Genomic DNA, 18,061 nt, shown 5'->3' on the forward strand with positions numbered 1-18,061 from the left:
CCCTCGCCGGCGCCCTCCCGGCCGCCGGGTAGTCTGCGCCGGTGCTCAGGACCCCCTCCCCCGACGGCCTCCGGTTCGCCTTCGGCACCCTCACCGTGTTCCCGGTCGAGGTGACCCGCTGGGACCGGGACGCGGCGCGCGGCGGCATGCTGTGCGCGCCGCTGGCCGGGCTGGCCGTCGGCGTCGCCGCCGCGGGCGTCGGGCTCCTGCTGCTGGTGCTGGGCGCGGGAAGCCTGCTCGCCGCGGTCGCCACCGCCGCCGTACCCGCCGTACTCACCCGTGGACTGCACCTGGACGGGCTGGCGGACACCGCCGACGGCCTGGGCAGCGGCAAGCCCGCCGACGACGCCCTGCGGATCATGAAGCAGTCGGACATCGGCCCGTTCGGCGTACTCGCCCTCGTGTTCACGCTCCTCGCACAGGTGGCCGCCCTGACGCAGGCCTACGACGGCTCCTGGGCGCGGGGCGCGATCGCGGCCGTCGTCTCGGCGACCGCGGCCCGGCTGGCGCTCACTCTCGCCGCCCGCGCCGGGGTGCCCGCCGCCCGCCCGGAGGGGCTGGGCGCGGCGGTCGCCGGGGTCGTTCCGGCGGGCCGTGCGACGGCCGTGGCCACGGCGGTCACGCTGGCCGGCGCGGCGGCGGGCGCGTACCTGGGGCCGTACGACGCACTCCGCACGGCGCTCGCCGTCGTGTGCGCCGTCGCGGTCGCCGAACTGCTGCTGCGGCACTGCGTCCGCCGCTTCGGCGGCGTCACGGGCGACGTCTTCGGCGGGGTCGCGGAGACGGCGGCCACCACGGCTCTCGTGGTGCTCGTCCTCGGCTGAGACCTGAGCGCGGGGTGCGCTCAGCAGGCCTCGCGCCACACCCCCAGTTCGTACTTCTTCAGCATCGAACTCAGCCGCAGCTCACGGGAGTCGGCGCAGAAGCGCTCGGTCGGCAGCTCGTACTCGACGTGGAAGACGGCCTTGTCCGCGTCGATGAACGGCTGGTTGTCGGCGCACTCGCCGTACTGGGCGCACTGCTCGTTGACGGCGAAGTCGAAGTCGTCGACCAGTTCCGGGATCTGGTCCAGGTCGTTCTTCAGACCGACGGCCATGCCGCGGTCGTGGGCGAGGTCCGCGATCAGGCGGTTGTAGCGGAGCTGGTCGTCTGCGGTGAGCGGGAAGCCGGTCTCGTTCTTGTAGCCGTCCATGTTGTCCGGCTCGACCGCGTCGAAGCCCTTGTCCCGGCACATGTCGACGCGCTCGGCCATCAGCGGCTCCAGGACGTCGGTCGCGCGGATGTCGAGCCAGCGCTCGCCCTCCCAGCCGTTGCCCTTCCCCAGCACCGACTCCGGGAACTCCTCCGCGTCGGGGCGGAAGTCCTCCCAGGCGCCGGTGGAGACGTAGCAGATGACCTTGCGGCCGTCCTCGTGCAGAGAGGCGACCGTGGACCCGGGGTGGTCGAAGCCGTCGATGTCGTAGACCGGCACGTCGACGGAGGTGTCCAGTTCGCCGCTGAGCTGCCACTGCCAGGCGGTGCCGGGCCGCGGCCGCCAGTGGTCACGGTCCCCCGACGCCCCTTCGTCGGGGGACGACGTGCAGCCCGCCAGCAGCGGCAGGAGGAGGGCTATGGACAGGACCGGGCGTCTCACGGGGGTGCTCCAGGGTGGGGGCGGCGCGGTGGCGTACCCCAGGAATGATCTCCCATCCCGGCTCACCGGCGGGAAACCGCGGCCCCGCGGGAGGGAGCGGAGGCGGGCGCGAGCGTAGGCTCGTGCCGGGTGTTTGCCTGCCCAGGTAAAGACCGCATCGCAGGAGGGATCTAGGGTCGGTTGTCGGGCCCGGTCGACCCACCCGCATTCGGCCACTCAGGACTTCATACGGAAGCGAGATTTCACCACCGTGACTGCTCTCACTCTCAGCACCGCCGCGGCGCCCGGCCTGCGGGCCGACGCGATCGTGATCGGTGTCGCCAAGGGCGCGGCATCCAGGTCCGGGAACCTGGTCGTCGCACCGGGCGCCGAGGCCGTGGACAAGGCGTACGACGGCCGGCTCGCCGCCGTCCTGGAGACTCTCGGTGCCTCCGGCGCCGAGGGCGAGGTGACGAAGCTCCCCGCTCCGTCCGGCTTCAAGGCACCCGTCGTGGTGGCGGTGGGCCTCGGTGCCGAGCCCGAGAAGGACGCCGGGTTCGACGCCGAGGTGCTCCGCCGGGCCGCGGGCGTGGCCGCCCGCGCCCTGGCCGGCGCCAAGAAGGCCGCCTTCGCCCTCCCGCTCACCGAGGCCGCCGACGCGGGCGTCGTCGGTGAGGGCGTGCTGCTCGGCGCGTACTCCTTCGACGCCTACAAGGAGGCGGGCCAGGCGCAGGGCTCCGCCAAGGCCAAGAACGGCAAGGCCCCGCTGGCCGAGGCCGCGCTGCTCGGCGGCAAGCCCCGCGACAAGGCGTACAAGGCGGCGATCGAGCGTGCCGCGGCCGTCTCCGAGGAGCTGAACCGCGCCCGCGACCTGGTCAACACCCCGCCGAACGACCTCAACCCCGAGGCGTTCGCGGCCGTCGCGCAGGCGGCCGCGAAGGAGCACGGCATCAAGGTGCAGGTGCTGGACGAGAAGGCGCTCACCAAGGGCGGCTACGGCGGCATCCTCGGCGTCGGCGCCGGTTCGGCGGCCGGCCCGCGCCTGGTGAAGCTGTCCTACACCTCGTCCAAGGCGACGAAGTCCCTCGCCTTCGTCGGCAAGGGCATCACCTACGACTCGGGCGGCATCTCGCTGAAGCCGGCCGGGCACAACGAGACGATGAAGTGCGACATGGCCGGTGCCGCCGCCGTGTTCGCCGCCGTCGTGTCCGCCGCGCGCCTGGGCCTCGAGGTCAACGTGACCGGCTGGCTGGCGCTGGCCGAGAACATGCCCTCGGGCTCCGCGACGCGTCCGGGTGACGTGCTGCGCATGTACAGCGGCAAGACGGTGGAGGTGCTCAACACCGACGCCGAGGGCCGGCTCGTGCTCGCCGACGCGCTGTGGGCGGCCTCGCAGGAGAAGCCGGACGCGATCATCGACGTGGCGACGCTGACCGGCGCGATGATGCTGGCGCTGGGCAGCCGCACGTACGGGATCATGGCGAACGACGACGCGTTCCGCTCCGCGGTGCACGAGGCGGCGGAGGAGGCCGGCGAGCCGGCCTGGCCGATGCCGCTGCCGGAGCACCTGCGCAAGGGCATGGACTCGGCGACCGCTGACATCGCCAACATGGGTGAGCGGATGGGCGGCGGTCTGGTGGCCGGTCTCTTCCTGCGCGAGTTCGTCGGCGAGGACATCGCCTGGGCGCACCTGGACATCGCGGGCCCCGCCTTCAACGAGAGCGCCCCGTTCGGGTACACGCCGAAGGGCGGCACGGGTACGGCGGTGCGGACGCTGGTGCGGGTCGCCGAGCTGGCGGCTGCGGGGGATCTGGGCTAGGCCGCCCGGTGGGTCGGGGGTGCGGGTGATCGGCGGCTGCGGGTCCGTTGTGGCTTGTCGCGCCCACGCTGCACAGCCGCTGATCAAACGCAGCCCCGCCCCCCTTGGGTGGGTGTCCTGCCCTCCGCCGAAGGAACCGGGGAAGCCCGTCACAGTTCGGGCGGGGACCCGGTCATAGTGGGAGGGCGGGCTCGAACGTGGGGCGTCTCACACCCCGGCCCCACGTCTCGTTCGCCTCTCACAAGTGCGAAGATGGAGCTCGGCAGGACAGGGCCCACCCAAGGGCCGAGAACAATGAGCGGCCGGACACCCCGCCGCCCGACCGGTCACTGGAGACCGGCGTGGCGCACATGCATGGAGGACGTGACGTGGCGAACGACGCCAGCACCGTTTTCGACCTAGTGATCCTCGGCGGTGGCAGCGGTGGTTACGCCGCGGCCCTGCGCGGGGCGCAGCTGGGCCTGGACGTCGCCCTGATCGAGAAGAACAAGCTCGGCGGCACCTGCCTGCACAACGGCTGCATTCCCACCAAGGCCCTGCTCCACGCGGGCGAGATCGCCGACCAGGCCCGCGAGAGCGAGCAGTTCGGCATCAAGACGTCCTTCGAGGGCGTCGACATGGCGGGCGTGCACAAGTACAAGGACGACGTGATCGCCGGCCTGTACAAGGGCCTGCAGGGTCTGGTCGCCTCCCGCAAGGTGACCTACATCGAGGGTGAGGGCCGACTGTCCTCGCCCACCTCCGTCGACGTGGGCGGCCAGCGCGTCCAGGGCCGCCACGTGCTGCTCGCGACCGGCTCCGTGCCGAAGACGCTGCCGGGCCTGGAGATCGACGGCGACCGGATCATCTCCTCGGACCACGCCCTCAAGCTGGACCGCGTGCCGAAGTCCGCGATCGTGCTGGGCGGCGGCGTCATCGGCGTCGAGTTCGCCTCCGCGTGGAAGTCCTTCGGCACCGACGTCACGGTCATCGAGGGCCTCAAGCACCTCGTCCCGGTCGAGGACGAGAACAGCTCCAAGCTCCTGGAGCGCGCCTTCCGCAAGCGGGGCATCAAGTTCAACCTCGGCACCTTCTTCCAGAAGGCCGAGTACACCCAGGACGGCGTCAAGGTCACCCTCGCCGACGGCAAGGAGTTCGAGGCCGAGGTCCTGCTCGTCGCCATCGGCCGCGGCCCCGTCTCGCAGGGTCTGGGTTACGAGGAGGCCGGGGTCGCCATGGACCGCGGTTTCGTCCTCGTCGACGAGTACATGCGGACCAACGTCCCGACCATCTCCGCCGTCGGTGACCTCGTTCCCACCCTCCAGCTCGCGCACGTCGGCTTCGCCGAGGGCATCCTGGTGGCGGAGCGGCTCGCCGGCCTGAAGACCGTCCCGGTCGACTACGACGGCGTGCCGCGGGTGACGTACTGCCACCCGGAGGTCGCCTCCGTCGGCATCACCGAGGCCAGGGCCAAGGAGATCTACGGCGCGGACAAGGTCGTCGCCCTGAAGTACAACCTCGCGGGCAACGGCAAGAGCAAGATCCTCAAGACCGCGGGCGAGATCAAGCTCGTCCAGGTCAAGGACGGTGCCGTGGTCGGCGTCCACATGGTCGGCGACCGTATGGGCGAGCAGGTCGGCGAGGCGCAGTTGATCTACAACTGGGAGGCGCTGCCCGCCGAGGTCGCGCAGCTCATCCACGCGCACCCGACGCAGAACGAGGCGATGGGCGAGGCCCACCTCGCGCTGGCCGGCAAGCCGCTGCACTCCCACGACTGACCTGCCCCGGTCACTGGGCGCGACGACACAGACTTCCGCAATTCGTAAGGAGCAACCGAAACCATGGCGGTTTCCGTAACCCTTCCGGCGCTCGGCGAGAGCGTCACCGAGGGCACCGTCACCCGTTGGCTGAAGGCCGAGGGTGAGCGCGTCGAGGCCGACGAGCCGTTGCTCGAGGTCTCGACCGACAAGGTCGACACCGAGATCCCGGCCCCGGCCTCCGGCGTGCTGTCCTCCATCAAGGTCGCCGAGGACGAGACCGTCGAGGTCGGCGCCGAGCTGGCGCTGATCGACGACGGCTCCGGCGCCCCGGCCGCCGAGGCCGCCCCGCAGGCCGAGCAGGTCGCCGAGCCGGCCCCCGAGCCCGCCGCGGCCGCCCCGTCCACCGAGCAGGCCGCCCCGGCGCCCGCTCCGAGCGCCGAGCAGTCCACCGGCGGCGGCTCCGCCGAGGGCACGGACGTCGTCCTGCCCGCGCTCGGCGAGTCCGTCACCGAGGGCACCGTCACCCGCTGGCTGAAGTCGGTCGGTGACAGCGTCGAGGAGGACGAGCCGCTGCTCGAGGTGTCGACGGACAAGGTCGACACCGAGATCCCGGCGCCCACCTCCGGCACCCTGCTGGAGATCGTGGTCGGCGAGGACGAGACGGCCGAGGTCGGCGCCAAGCTCGCCGTCATCGGCGCCGCCGGTGCCGCGCCGGCCGCCGCTCCGGCTGCCCCCGCCGCCCCGGCCCAGCCCGAGCCCACCCCGGCCCCGGCCGCTCCGGCGCCCGCACCGGCCGCCCCGGCTCCGGCTCCGGCCGCCGCGGCGCCCGCACCGCAGGCACCGCCGGCTCCCGCCCCGCAGCCCACCGCTCCGGCGCCCGCGCCGGCCCCGGCCGCCGCTCCGGCTGCCCCGGCCGCCGCCCAGCCGGTGGACGACGGTGCCTACGTCACCCCGCTGGTGCGCAAGCTCGCCGCCGAGAACGGTGTCGACCTGTCCACCGTCAAGGGCACCGGCGTCGGTGGCCGTATCCGCAAGCAGGACGTCATCGCCGCCGCCGAGGCCGCGAAGGCCGCCGCCCCGGCTCCGGCCGCCGCCGCTCCTGCCGCCGCCGCGAAGAAGGCCCCCGTCCTGGAGGCCTCCCCGCTGCGCGGTCAGACCGTGAAGATGCCGCGGATCCGCAAGGTCATCGGCGACAACATGGTCAAGGCGCTGCACGAGCAGGCGCAGCTGTCGTCGGTCGTCGAGGTCGACGTCACCCGCCTGATGAAGCTGCGCGGCCGGGCCAAGGAGTCGTTCGCGGCCCGTGAGGGCGTCAAGCTCTCCCCGATGCCGTTCTTCGTGAAGGCCGCGGCCCAGGCGCTGAAGGCCCACCCGGCCGTCAACGCCAAGATCAACGAGGCCGAGGGGACCATCACCTACTTCGACACCGAGCACATCGGTATCGCGGTGGACTCCGAAAAGGGCCTGATGACCCCGGTCATCAAGAACGCCGGTGACCTCAACATCGCCGGTATCGCCAAGGCCACGGCCGAGCTGGCGGGCAAGGTCCGCGCCAACAAGATCACTCCGGACGAGCTGTCCGGCGGGACCTTCACCATCAGCAACACCGGTTCGCGCGGCGCGCTGTTCGACACGATCATCGTGCCGCCGGGCCAGGTCGCCATCCTCGGCATCGGTGCCACGGTCAAGCGTCCGGCCGTCATCGAGACGGAGGAGGGCACGGTCATCGGCGTCCGCGACATGACGTACCTGACCCTGTCCTACGACCACCGTCTGGTGGACGGCGCCGACGCCGCCCGTTACCTGACGGCGGTCAAGGCGATCCTGGAGGCGGGCGAGTTCGAGGTCGAGCTCGGCCTGTAGTCCCTGCGCACAGTGGGCCTGTACGGTGCCCCCGCCCGGAGTCGTCCGGACGGGGGCACCGTCACGTTGTGACGAGGGTATGCCGTGTAAGTCTCGTCTCACCTGCGTCAAAGCGCCCCCGTGCGCCCTTCCCGCCCGCCGTGACGGCCGTATTGTCTAAACGTCAATCGCCCCAGAGGGCCGAAGGGGCCCTCTCCCGAAGGAGCTCTCATGACCGCGCCCGTCGTCCACTCGCTGCGCGAACAGATCCGCGAGCACATCCTGGAAGGGATCATCAGCGGACGCTGGCAGCCGGGCGAGCGGATCGTGGAGCGCAGGATCGCCACCGAGCTCGAGGTCAGCCAGACGCCGGTGCGGGAGGCGCTGCGGGAGCTCGAATCGCTGCGGCTGATCGAGTCGGCGCCGAACAAGGGCGTGCGGGTGCGCAATCTGACCGCCGCCGACCTGGAGGAGAGCTACCCGGTCCGGGCCGGTCTGGAGGCCATCGCGGCCGAGCTGGCGGCGGAGCGGCTCGCCGTGGACTGCTCGGCCCTCGAACCGCATGTCGCCGCGCTGTACGAGGCTGACCGGGTGTCGGACGGGACGGGCCAGGTCCGGCACACGGTGGGCTTCCACCGGGAGCTGGTGCGGGCGGCGGGCAACTCGGTGCTGCTGCACACGTGGGAGGGGCTGGGGATCGAGGTGTTCACGGCGCTGTCGATACGGTGGCTGGGAACGGTGCAGCAGTCCTACGCGGAGGAGCACGAGGAACTGGTCGCGGCCTTCCGCCGCCGTGACCCGCGCATCCCGGAGATCGTCAAGTCCCACGTCCTGGGCTGCGCCCCCCGGGCGTAGACCCCCGTTCCGCTACGAACGGCGCAGCCGTTCAGGGGCAGGGCGCGGGGAACTGCGCGACCAGCCCACTGCGCGACCAGCCCCGACGCACCCGCGGACGCCACACCGCCGAACCCCAGAGCTCATCCGCGCCCACCCTCTCTCACCTGCACAAACCCCCAACGGAACCGTCACTCCGTGCCATCGCCGAAGGCACCCCGTGCCGACTTTCTCGTGATCAAGAGGTTTTGCCCCTCAACCCTTTGATCGATCATCGATCAGGGAGTTAGAGTCACCTTTGGACTCTCACCGGAGCCCAGCCCTGTCCTGCCAAAGACTTAGGGCACCCCCGAACCCTTGCCGATGAGGGAACCCCCTTCGACTGAGGAAGGCGGCGACATGACCGACCCCAAAGCCATCCAGCCGAGCGAGCTCGACCAGCTCCCGGACCGCGACCCCGAGGAGACCGCCGAATGGCAGGCCTCCCTGGACGCCGTCACCCAGGCGGCCGGGCCGCACCGTGCCGCGTATCTGATGCGCCGCACGCTGGAGCGCGCCGAGGGCGCGGGCCTCGCGCTGCCGAAGCTGCTGGAGACCGACTACGTCAACTCCATCCCGACCGCCGCCGAGCCCACCGTGGACGGCGACGAGGCGATGGAGCAGCGGATCACCGCCTGGAACCGCTGGAACGCGGCGGCGATGGTGACCCGCGGCAGCAAGTACGGCGTCGGCGGCCACATCGCCACCTTCGCCTCCGCGGCCTGGCTGTACGAGACCGGCTTCAACCACTTCTTCAAGGGCAAGGAGGGTGACGGCTCCGGCGACCAGCTCTACATCCAGGGCCACGCCTCCCCCGGCATCTACGCCCGCGCCTTCCTCGACGGCCGGCTGAGCGAGGAGCAGCTCGACAACTTCCGCCGCGAGGCCGGGGGCAACGGACTGCCGTCCTACCCGCACCCGCGCCGCCTGCCCTGGCTGTGGGAGTTCCCCACCGTCTCCATGGGTCTCGGCCCGATCTCCGCGATCTACCAGGCGCGGTTCAACCGCTACCTGACCAGCCGCGGCATCAAGGACCTGACGAACTCCCACGTGTGGGCGTTCCTCGGTGACGGCGAGATGGACGAGCCGGAGTCCACCACCGCGCTCACCCTCGCCTCCCGTGAGGGCCTGGACAACCTGACCTTCGTCATCAACTGCAACCTGCAGCGCCTCGACGGTCCGGTCCGCGCCAACTTCAAGATCGTGCAGGAGCTGGAGGCCCAGTTCCGCGGCGCCGGCTGGAACGTGATCAAGTCGCTGTGGGGCACGGCGTGGGACGAGCTGTTCCAGCTCGACACCACCGGCGCTCTCGTACGCCGGCTGCGCGAGGTACCCGACGCGCAGGTGCAGACGTACCAGACGCGCGACGCCGCCTACATCCGCGAGGACTTCTTCAACAAGGACCCGCAGCTCGCCGAGATGGCGAAGCTCCTGTCCGACGACAAGATCCTCGAGTGCTTCCACTTCTCGCGCGGCGGTCACGAGTCCCGCAAGGTGTACGCCGCCTACCGGGCCGCGCTCGCGCACGAGGGCGCGCCGACCGTGATCCTGGCCCAGACGGTCAAGGGCCACACCCTCGGCTCGGGCTTCGCGTCCAAGAACGCCAACCACCAGATGAAGAAGCTCTCGGTGGACGAGTTCAAGGACATGCGCGACCTGCTCGGCCTGCCGATCGCGGACAGCGCCTTCGTCGACGGCGTGGTCCCCTACGGCCACCCGGGCGCCGACTCCCCCGAGGTGCGCTACCTCCAGGAGCGCCGTGCCGCCCTCGGCGGTCCGGCCCCGGCCCGCCGTGTCCACCCGCCGGCGCCGCTGCCCCCGGCCGCCGACAAGGCGTTCGCGTCCTTCGACAAGGGCTCCGGCTCGCAGAACGTGGCCACCACCATGGCCTTCGTCCGCCTGGTCAAGGACCTGGTCCGCGACAAGGAGACCGGCAGGCGCTGGGTGCCGATCGTCCCCGACGAGGCGCGCACCTTCGGCATGGAGAGCCTCTTCCCGTCCCTCGGGATCTACTCCCCCAAGGGCCAGACGTACGAGCCGGTCGACCGCGACCAGCTGATGTACTACAAGGAGGCCAAGAACGGCCAGATCCTCAACGAGGGGATCACCGAGGCCGGTTCGATGGCCGACTTCATCGCCGCTTCGACGTCGTACGCGACGCACGGCGAGGCGATGATCCCGTTCTACATCTTCTACTCGATGTTCGGCTGGCAGCGCACCGCCGACCAGATGTGGCAGCTCGGCGACCAGCTCGGCCGCGGCTTCCTGGTGGGCGCCACCGCCGGCCGCACGACGCTGACCGGTGAGGGCCTGCAGCACGCGGACGGCCACTCCCCGGCCATCGCGGCGACCAACCCGGCCGCGCTGTCGTACGACCCGGCGTTCGCGTACGAGATCGCGACGATCGTCAAGGACGGCCTGCGCCGCATGTACGGCGAGGCGGCCCCGGGCGAGGACCCGAACGTCTTCTACTACCTGACGGTCTACAACGAGCCGATGCCGCAGCCGGCCAAGCCGTCCGGCGCCGGTGTCGACGAGGGCATCGTCAAGGGCCTGTACCGCTTCAACACGGCGGAGTCCGCGGGTCTGACCCCGGTCGCGAACGCCCCGCGCATCCAGCTCCTCGGCTCCGGTACGGCGATCCACTGGACGCTCAAGGCGCAGCGGCTGCTCGCCGAGGAGTGGGGCGTGGCCGCCGACGTGTGGTCCGCGACCTCCTGGACGGAGCTGCGCCGGGACGCGATGGACGCCGACGCTGCGCTGCTGCTCGGCGAGGAGCGGACGCCGTACGTCCGCCAGGCGCTCCAGGGTGCCGAGGGCCCGGTGCTCGCGGTCTCCGACTACATGCGCCAGGTCCCGGACCAGATCGCGCAGTGGGTCGAGCAGGACTACTCGTCGCTCGGCGCCGACGGCTTCGGTCTGTCGGACACCCGCGACGCCGCCCGCCGCCACTTCGGCGTGGACGCGGAGTCCATCGTGGTCGCGGCCCTGGCCCAGCTCGCCCGGCGCGGCGAGGTCAAGGCGACGGCCGTGAAGGAGGCGCGCGAGCGCTACGGCCTGTAGGCGCCTGGGCCGGTAGAGGCCAGGCAGCTGTCCGGGAGGCCCTCGCTTCGGCGGGGGCCTCCTGCATGATGTGGACATGCGCGCTGCCCGCCTCATCAAGATGGTGCTGCTCCTCCAGTCCCGCCCGAGCATGACCGCCGCCGAGCTGGCCCGGGAGCTGGAGGTGTCGGAGCGGACCGTGACGCGGGACGCGCAGGCGCTGTCGGAGGCGGGCGTGCCGGTGTACGCGGAGCGCGGGCGCGCCGGGGGCTACCGGCTGATCGGCGGGTACCGCACCCGGCTCACGGGGCTGGCCAGGGGCGAGGCGGAGGCGCTCTTCCTGTCCGGGGTCCCCGGCGCGCTGCGCGAGATGGGCCTGGAGGACGCGGCCTCGGCGGCCCGTCTGAAGGTGTCGGCGGCCCTGCTGCCCTCCCTGCGGGACGCCTCCCGTACGGCGGCCCAGCGCTTCCACCTGGACGCGCCGAACTGGTTCCGCGAGCCCAGGACGCCCGAGCTGCTGCCGGCGGTGGCCGACGCGGTCTGGGACGACCGGCTGGTCGCGGCGCGCTACCGGCGCGGGCGGGACGAGGTGGTCCGGGAGCTGGAGCCGTACGGGCTCGTGCTGAAGGCGGGGGTCTGGTACCTGTGCGCACGGGTCGCGGGGGCGGCGGACGGCGGGCCGTACCGGGTGTACCGGATCGACCGGTTCACTGCGGTGGAGGCGGGCGAGGAGCGTTTCGCGCGGGACGAGGAGTTCGATCTGCCCGCGTTCTGGGCGGAGCGGGCCGAGCAGTTCGCGCGGTCGATCCTGCGGTCCGAGGTGGTGGTGCGGCTGTCCGCGGAGGGCGTGCGCGCCCTGTCGTACGCCGTGGACGCGCTGTCCGCCCGGGAGGCGCTGTCGGCCGCGGGGGCGCCGGACGCGGACGGGTGGGTGACGGTGACGCTGCCCGTGGAGTCCGAGGAGGTCGCGCACACCCAGTTGACGGGGCTGGGTCCCGAGGTGGAGGTGCTGGCGCCCGGGAGCCTGCGGGAGCGGTTCGCGCGGGACGCCCGGCGGCTGGCGGGGCTGTACGCCGGCGCGGACCCCGCCGGCGGCTGACGATCGCCGCATAACGATCCGCCGCACTCCACGTGCGTCCCACCCCTCCAGGACCGATGCTGGACCAGTGATGGACGAGACGGAGTTCTGGGAGTTGATCGACGCCGCCCGGCAGGGCGCCGACGGCGATCCCGAGGACCAGGCCGACCTGCTCGTGGAGCGGCTGCTCGGGATGGACCCGGACCTGGTGCTCGACTTCGCCCGCCATTTCGAGGCCCGTTACAACCGCGCCTGCACCTGGGACCTGTGGGGCGCCGCCTGGGTGCTGCTCGGCGGGGCGAGCGACGACGCCTTCGACTTCTTCCGGTGCTGGCTCATCGGCCAGGGCCGTGAGGTGTACGAGGGCGCGGTGCACGAGCCCGACTCGCTCGCGGAGCTGCTGGACGACTTCGACGAGGAGCTGGACGGCGACGGCGAGGAGCTGGGCTACGCGGCCGACGAGGCCTACGAGCAGCTCACCGGTACCGTCGCCCCTGACCTGGGCATCGCGCCCGCGCCCGCGGAGCCGCTGGGCACGCCGGTCGACCTGGAGAACGACCGGGCACTCGCCGAGCGGCTGCCCCGGCTGACGGAGCGGTTCGGGCCGGAGTGACCGCAGTCACCTCAGTGAGGCTCCCGGGCGGGGGTCATCCGGAGCGGCCCTGGAGGCGGGCGGCCGTGTCCCTGATGTCCGGGAGGCGGGCGGTGAGGGCCGCGCCCGGGCAGCTGGTCTGGTAGCCGTCGTCGTGGCCCGCGACGGCGGGCAGGGTCGCGGTGGCGCCCGCGGCGTACCGGCTGAGGCCGTTGCTGGAGATCAGGGCGACCTTCGCGCGCGGGTCGGTGCCGCTCTCGCCGAGTTTCCAGGCGGCCACGGCGGCGATCGCGTCGGTCAGCTCGTCGGGCACGGGCACCCCTTCGGTGAAGGTGCCGAGGGCGGCGATCCCGGTGGTGCGGTGGTTGAAGCCCTGGGTGTGGGCGCCGGTGACGGGCCGCTCGATGCCGCCGGCCCGGCCCTCGTAGACGGTGCCGCAGCGGTCGACGACGAAGTTGTAGCCGATGTCGTCCCAGTCCCGGCCGCCGGTCTGGCCGAGGTACACGCCGCGCAGGATGTCCGGCACGTCGGCGCAGTCGTAGCCGTTCGGCGTGTCCGTGTGGTGGACGAAGACGGCGAGGACCCGGTCGTCGTAGCGCGGGGCGGGCTGCGTGCGGGCGGCGTCGCCCAGCCATCGCGACCGGGGCACGATGGGCGGCCGGGGCGCGGCGTACCGGTCGGCGACGGCGGCCGGGCCGGCCTGCGCATCGGCCGCCCGCTCCACACCGTTCGCACACAGCGCCAGCGCGGCGACGGCGGCCAGCCCGGGCAGGGCGCCGAGCAGCGCCCGTACCGCCACCGGCATCCGGTGGGCGCCGGGTATGCGGCCGGCACGTCGCTCCCGGGCCCCACGCAGTCCTCGGAAGACTCGCATGGTCCCACTGTCCGGCGGATCCGGTCTGTCCGCGATGTGTGCTGTGCCACCCGGTGGAACCATCGTCCTGGTCCACGGCGTTTCAGGGGTGACCGCACACACACTCGCTCGCACGGGTGGCCGTTTTTTGGACAGTCGTGCGCCCAAGGCTGATCACCGGGCCGGTACGGCACGTACTGAGGGTCCCGGGGTCCGGTAGAAAGGCGGTTCGCGTGGACCTGCTCGACATCGTGCTGGTGCTGGTGGTGCTGGTCTACGCGGCCTCCGGCTACCGGCGCGGACTGGTGGCCGGCTGTGTCTCGCTGGCCGGCTTCGTGGGCGGCGCGGTGCTCGGCGTGTGGATCCTGCCGTGGGTGATGGACCTGGTGGCGGCGGGCTCGACGGCGGCGACGGTGACCGCGGTGGTCACGGTGCTGCTGCCGGCGATGGTGGGCCACGAGCTGGCGGGGCGTCTCGCACTGCGCCTGCGCCGGGAACTGGACGCCGGACCGCTCCGGGTGGCCGACGGCGTCGGCGGGGCGGTGGCGAACTCGGCGGCCGCGCTGATCGTGGCGTGGGTGGCGGCGAGCGTCCTGGCGGCCTCCTCGTCCCCGCTGCTCACCTCGGCGATCCGGGACTCGACGCTGCTGGGCGCCGTGCAGCGGGTGATGCCGGACACCACCCCGGCGTGGTTCTCGGGGGCGACGTCCGCGCTGGCCGACGCGGGCTTCCCGCAGGTCTTCAACCCGTTCGAGAACGAGTCGGCCGCCGAGGTCGCCGAGCCCTCGGGAGACAGTGTCACGGCGGCGGCCACCAGGGCGGCCAAGCTCAGCACGGTGAAGGTGGAGGGCGTCGCCGGCACCCAGGGCCGGGAGGGCAGCGGCTTCGTGTACGCGCCGGAGCACGTGATGACCAACGCCCACGTGGTGGCCGGCATCGACGACCCGGGGGTGCGGATCGGCGGGGTGGGTCCCGAGTACCGGGCGCGGGTGGTGCTCTTCGATCCGGACAAGGACGTGGCCGTGCTGTACGTCCCGGACCTGACCGCGCCGGTGCTGCGCTTCGACCAGGACGCCTCGCGCGGCGACGCGGCGGTGGTCGCGGGCTATCCGCAGGACGGCGACCTGGATCTGCGGGCGGCGACGGTGGCGAACCGGATCCGCGCCACCGGCCAGAACATCTACAACGACGAGAACGTCACGCGGGAGATCTACTCGATCCGTTCCACGGTCCGTCCCGGCAACTCGGGCGGACCGCTGCTGACCACCGACGGCCGGGTGTACGGCGTGGTGTTCGCCCGTTCCACCTCCGACGCCGAGACCGGCTACGTGCTGACGGCGGCCGAGGTGGCCGGCGAGGCACGGAGCGCGGCGGACGCGACGGAGGCGGTGGACACGGGCGATCCGGTCACGTCGTGACCGCGAGCGCGGCCGGTCACGTCAGCGAGCGGCCCATCAGCACGTCGTCGACGTACGCGCCGTCGAGGTGGAACTCCTCCGGCTGCACGCCCTCGACGACGAAGCCCTCGGACTCGTAGAGCTTGCGCGCGGTGGTGTTGTGGCCGAGGACGCGCAGGGTGATGCGCCGGGCGCCCAGGCGCCGTGCCTCCTCGACGGCGGCGCGGACCAGGGCGCGCCCGGCGCCGTGCCCGCGGGCCGCGTCGGCGACGGCGAGGCCTCGGATCTGGCGTACGTGGGCGTTGGAGGCCAGTTCGGTGGGGAAGCCGAGGCGGACGTAGCCGACGAGCGTGCCGTCGAGTTCGGCGACGAGGTGGTCGCCGGGGCCCGAATGCTCGCGGAAGAAGGGGGCGTCCGGCCCGGGCGGGGAGTCGACGGCGTGCAGGGGGGACCAGGTGTCACGGTCGAGCCGGCGCAGTGCTTCCTCGTCATCGGACCTGGCAGGGCGTATGTGCGGGGCTGGCATGACGATCACTGTACGACGCGGTGGCGGGGGCCGGTCCGGGGTTTTCCCGTGGCCACCCGGCAGGATGGGCGCATGGACTTGGAACGTTCCCGCATCGCGGTGGCCGGCGCCTCCGGTCTCATCGGCAGCGCACTGGTGCGGTCCCTGACCGCGGACGGGCACGAGGTGGTGCGCCTGGTGCGGCACGAGCCCCGGGGCACGGACGAGGTCCGGTGGGACCCGGAGAACGGTCGGGTGGACACGGCCGGACTCGCCGGCTGCGACGCCGTGGTGAACCTGGCCGGGGCCGGGGTGGGCGACCGCCGCTGGACCGACGCGTACAAGACACGCATCCGCAGCAGCCGGGTGCACGGGACGACGGCGCTCGCGGAGGCCGTCGCCTCGCTGGAGCGGCCGCCGCGGGTCTTCGTGAACGGCAGCGCGATGGGCTTCTATGGGGAGACCGGCGACCGGGCCGTGGACGAGAGCGCGCCCGCGGGCGAGGGCTTCCTGCCCTCCGTGTGCGTGGAGTGGGAGGCCGCGGCGGCACCCGCCCGGGAGGCGGGCGTACGGACGGTGTTCACGCGGACCGGGCTGGTCGTCGCGCGCGGGGGCGGGGCCTGGGGGCGGCTCTTCCCGCTCTTCCGGGCGGGGCTCGGCGGACGGCTGGGCGACGGGTCGCAGTACTGGTCCTTCGTGGCGCTGCACGACGAGGTGGCGGCGATCCGGCACCTGATGGACCGCGAGGACCTGTCCGGCCCGTTCAACCTGACCGCCCCGCGCCCGCTGACGAACCGTGAGATCACCGTGGCGATGGGGCGGGTGCTGCACCGGCCGACGCCCTTCGCGGTGCCCGCGCCGGTGCTGCGCGCCGCGCTCGGCGAGATGGCGGGCGACGTCCTCGGCAGTGCCCGGGTCCTCCCCACCCGCCTCCTGGAGTCGGGCTTCCGCTTCGCCTTCCCGGAGATCGACGGGGCGATCCGGGCGGCGCTGTGAGGTGAGGGCGGCGTGGGGACGTGGGGACGTGGGGGCGGCGAAGGGGCGTAGGGGTGTGCCGGGAGCGATGCCTTCGATTGCCTCCCGACCGCCTCCCGACCGCGTCCCGACCGCATTTCGACGCCCTCCGACCACATGACGGCCCTACCGCGTCCATATGCGACCGTCGTGCGACCGTGCCCTGTCTCCGTGCGACTCCCGTTGACCGTTCCGGGTCCTAACCTCGTCTTGAACTCGGGTATTCCTCAAGCCGGTTGGGGGCATGACGTCTCCAGCGGCCGCGCAACCTCGAGGAGGGGCACGTGCTTGAGCCCGCGTACCAGGCGGACGTCGTCGTCGTGGGAGCCGGGATCGCCGGACTCGCCGCGGCGCATCGGCTGACCGGCGCAGGAGTGACGACGACGGTCCTTGAGGCCGCCCATACGGTCGGCGGCAGGATGGCGACCGAGAAGGTCGACGGTTTCCGGCTCGACAGAATCGCACAGCTGCTGTCCACGGCGTACCCCGAACTGCGCCGCACCCCCGGGCTCGACGGCCTCGCGCTGCTGCCCTTCGCCCCCGGGGTCCTGCTGCACAGCGAGGGCCGTCACCACCGCGCGGGCGCCCCGGCGGGCGGACGGAGCGCAAGGGGCGCACTCCACGCGGTGCGCGCCCTCGCGAGCGCCCCTCGGTCGATGCCCACGCCCCGGCGTGCGATCCACGCGCCCGGCGCGTCCGGGAGGACCGCCACCCTGCCCCGTACCCGGGCGGGCGCCCCGCTCGGCACCGCGGTCGACCAGGCCCGGCTCGGCGCCGCGCTGACCCGGCTCGCGAGCACCCCGGCGGAACGGCTGCTGGCCCGCCCGGAGTTGCCCGCGGCCCGGGCACTGGCGGCCCGCGGGCTGCCGGCCCGCACGATCGACGGCTTCCTGCGTCCGCTGCTCGCCGCCCTGCTGTGCGACCCGGACCTGACGACCTCCAGCCGGTGCGCGGACCTCGCGCTGCGCGCCTTCGCCGGTGGGCGGCTCGCCCTGCCCGAGGGCGGCGCCGAGGCCCTGCCGGAGCAGCTCGCGCGGACGCTGCCGCCGGGCACCGTACACACCGGCGTCCGCGTCACCTCGGTCGCGACCAACGCCGTGACCACCGCGGAGCACGGGGTCATCCGGTGCCGGGCGGTCCTGGTGGCGACCGACGCCCGCGCGGCGGCCGAGCTGCTGCCGGGGCTGCGGGTGCCGGACTTCCACCCGGTGACGGTGGTGCACCACACGACCGACGAACCGCCGACGACCGGCGCGTCCCTGCTGCTCGACGCGGACCGCGGCGGCCCGGTCGCCCACACGGCGGTGGTCAGCCGGGTGGACCCGTCCCGTGCGCCGACCGGGCGCACCCTCGTCTCCTCGACGGTCCTCGGTCCTCCCCCGTCCGACGTCGACACCGCCGTACGCATCCACCTCTCGCGCCTGTACGGCACCCCCACCACCCGCTGGGAGACCCTCGCCGTGCACCACACGCCCGAGGCGGTGCCCGCGATGCGCCCGCCGCACGACCCGCGCAGGCCGGTACGGCTGCTGGCCGGCCTGTACGTGTGCGGCGACCACCGCGACACCAGTACCGCCCAGGGCGCGCTGCACTCGGGCCACCGGGCCTCGGCGGCGATCCTGACGGACCTGGGGGCGGGCCGGCCGATGCACACGGCGGAGCAGGCGGCGACGGCCCGCGCGGCCTAGTCCCGTC

At 72.9% G+C, this 18,061-nt stretch carries 14 protein-coding genes; 11 read left to right on the forward strand and 3 right to left on the reverse strand.

From position 1 onward, the window contains the following. The first annotated feature begins 41 nt into the window (after positions 1–41). Positions 42–824, forward strand: coding sequence for an adenosylcobinamide-GDP ribazoletransferase (locus ACGH7X_RS11060; protein ID WP_399884170.1), 783 nt, complete (start codon positions 42–44; stop codon positions 822–824). Positions 825–844: 20 nt separating this feature from the next. On the opposite strand, the gene ACGH7X_RS11065 is transcribed toward ACGH7X_RS11060, so the two are convergent. Further along, a complete protein-coding gene (locus ACGH7X_RS11065) occupies positions 845–1,633 on the reverse strand; it encodes an endo alpha-1,4 polygalactosaminidase (protein ID WP_399884172.1) in 789 nt (262 codons plus the stop codon). Positions 1,634–1,883: 250 nt separating this feature from the next. Here ACGH7X_RS11065 and ACGH7X_RS11070 point away from each other — a divergent pair, with 250 nt between their 5' ends. The 7 genes from ACGH7X_RS11070 to ACGH7X_RS11100 all read left to right on the forward strand — a co-directional run bounded on the left by ACGH7X_RS11070 (position 1,884) and on the right by ACGH7X_RS11100 (position 12,618). Beyond that, the gene (locus tag ACGH7X_RS11070; protein ID WP_399884174.1) at positions 1,884–3,431 is read left to right on the forward strand and encodes a leucyl aminopeptidase; all 1,548 of its coding nucleotides are present in this window, start codon (positions 1,884–1,886) and stop codon (positions 3,429–3,431) included. A gap of 368 nt (positions 3,432–3,799) precedes the next feature. Beyond that, entirely contained in the window at positions 3,800–5,188 is a 1,389-nt protein-coding gene (gene lpdA / locus ACGH7X_RS11075) for a dihydrolipoyl dehydrogenase (RefSeq protein WP_399884176.1), read from the forward strand. Between the two features lie 63 nt (positions 5,189–5,251). Next, positions 5,252–7,033, forward strand: a complete 1,782-nt coding sequence (gene sucB / locus ACGH7X_RS11080; protein ID WP_399884178.1) for a 2-oxoglutarate dehydrogenase, E2 component, dihydrolipoamide succinyltransferase — start codon at positions 5,252–5,254, stop codon at positions 7,031–7,033. A 210-nt stretch (positions 7,034–7,243) separates the two neighbouring features. Continuing rightward, positions 7,244–7,867: a GntR family transcriptional regulator gene (locus tag ACGH7X_RS11085; protein WP_399884180.1), complete on the forward strand. Its 624-nt coding sequence runs from the start codon at positions 7,244–7,246 to the stop codon at positions 7,865–7,867. Positions 7,868–8,245: 378 nt separating this feature from the next. After that, positions 8,246–10,948, forward strand: coding sequence for a pyruvate dehydrogenase (acetyl-transferring), homodimeric type (aceE, locus tag ACGH7X_RS11090; RefSeq protein ID WP_399884182.1), 2,703 nt, complete (start codon positions 8,246–8,248; stop codon positions 10,946–10,948). 76 nt (positions 10,949–11,024) lie between these two features. Continuing rightward, the gene (locus tag ACGH7X_RS11095) at positions 11,025–12,026 is read left to right on the forward strand and encodes a helix-turn-helix transcriptional regulator (protein ID WP_399884184.1); all 1,002 of its coding nucleotides are present in this window, start codon (positions 11,025–11,027) and stop codon (positions 12,024–12,026) included. Between the two features lie 70 nt (positions 12,027–12,096). Beyond that, a complete protein-coding gene (locus tag ACGH7X_RS11100; RefSeq protein ID WP_399884186.1) occupies positions 12,097–12,618 on the forward strand; it encodes a DUF4240 domain-containing protein in 522 nt (173 codons plus the stop codon). A 34-nt stretch (positions 12,619–12,652) separates the two neighbouring features. On the opposite strand, the gene ACGH7X_RS11105 is transcribed toward ACGH7X_RS11100, so the two are convergent. Then, entirely contained in the window at positions 12,653–13,402 is a 750-nt protein-coding gene (locus ACGH7X_RS11105; RefSeq protein ID WP_399896933.1) for a peptidoglycan recognition protein, read from the reverse strand. Positions 13,403–13,683: 281 nt separating this feature from the next. Between ACGH7X_RS11105 and ACGH7X_RS11110 the strand changes: the two genes are divergently transcribed. Next, positions 13,684–14,868 carry a MarP family serine protease gene (locus ACGH7X_RS11110; RefSeq protein ID WP_399884188.1) on the forward strand — a complete coding sequence of 395 codons (1,185 nt, stop codon included), beginning with the start codon at positions 13,684–13,686 and terminating at the stop codon, positions 14,866–14,868. A 16-nt stretch (positions 14,869–14,884) separates the two neighbouring features. Here the strand turns inward: ACGH7X_RS11110 and ACGH7X_RS11115 are convergent, their stop codons facing one another. Beyond that, positions 14,885–15,373: a GNAT family N-acetyltransferase gene (locus ACGH7X_RS11115; protein WP_399884190.1), complete on the reverse strand. Its 489-nt coding sequence runs from the start codon at positions 15,371–15,373 to the stop codon at positions 14,885–14,887. A gap of 72 nt (positions 15,374–15,445) precedes the next feature. On the opposite strand from ACGH7X_RS11115, the gene ACGH7X_RS11120 reads away from it, so the two are divergent. Together ACGH7X_RS11120 and ACGH7X_RS11125 are read left to right on the forward strand one after the other, a co-directional pair. Beyond that, positions 15,446–16,348, forward strand: a complete 903-nt coding sequence (locus ACGH7X_RS11120) for a TIGR01777 family oxidoreductase (RefSeq protein WP_399884192.1) — start codon at positions 15,446–15,448, stop codon at positions 16,346–16,348. Positions 16,349–16,650: 302 nt separating this feature from the next. Next, the gene (locus ACGH7X_RS11125; protein WP_399884194.1) at positions 16,651–18,054 is read left to right on the forward strand and encodes an NAD(P)/FAD-dependent oxidoreductase; all 1,404 of its coding nucleotides are present in this window, start codon (positions 16,651–16,653) and stop codon (positions 18,052–18,054) included. The last annotated feature ends 7 nt before the right edge of the window (positions 18,055–18,061 follow it).

The organism is Streptomyces sp. BBFR51 (assembly GCF_044591655.1).
GTDB lineage: Bacteria > Actinomycetota > Actinomycetes > Streptomycetales > Streptomycetaceae > Streptomyces.

Coding starts and splice junctions, on each gene's coding strand:
- sucB (WP_399884178.1), top strand. CDS start 5,252: ATGGCGGTTTCCGTAACCCTTCCGGCGCTCGGCGAGAGCGTCACCGAG.
- ACGH7X_RS11085 (WP_399884180.1), top strand. CDS start 7,244: ATGACCGCGCCCGTCGTCCACTCGCTGCGCGAACAGATCCGCGAGCAC.
- aceE (WP_399884182.1), top strand. CDS start 8,246: ATGACCGACCCCAAAGCCATCCAGCCGAGCGAGCTCGACCAGCTCCCG.
- ACGH7X_RS11095 (WP_399884184.1), top strand. CDS start 11,025: ATGCGCGCTGCCCGCCTCATCAAGATGGTGCTGCTCCTCCAGTCCCGC.
- ACGH7X_RS11100 (WP_399884186.1), top strand. CDS start 12,097: ATGGACGAGACGGAGTTCTGGGAGTTGATCGACGCCGCCCGGCAGGGC.
- ACGH7X_RS11105 (WP_399896933.1), bottom strand. CDS start 13,402: ATGCCGGTGGCGGTACGGGCGCTGCTCGGCGCCCTGCCCGGGCTGGCC.
- ACGH7X_RS11115 (WP_399884190.1), bottom strand. CDS start 15,373: ATGCCAGCCCCGCACATACGCCCTGCCAGGTCCGATGACGAGGAAGCA.
- ACGH7X_RS11120 (WP_399884192.1), top strand. CDS start 15,446: ATGGACTTGGAACGTTCCCGCATCGCGGTGGCCGGCGCCTCCGGTCTC.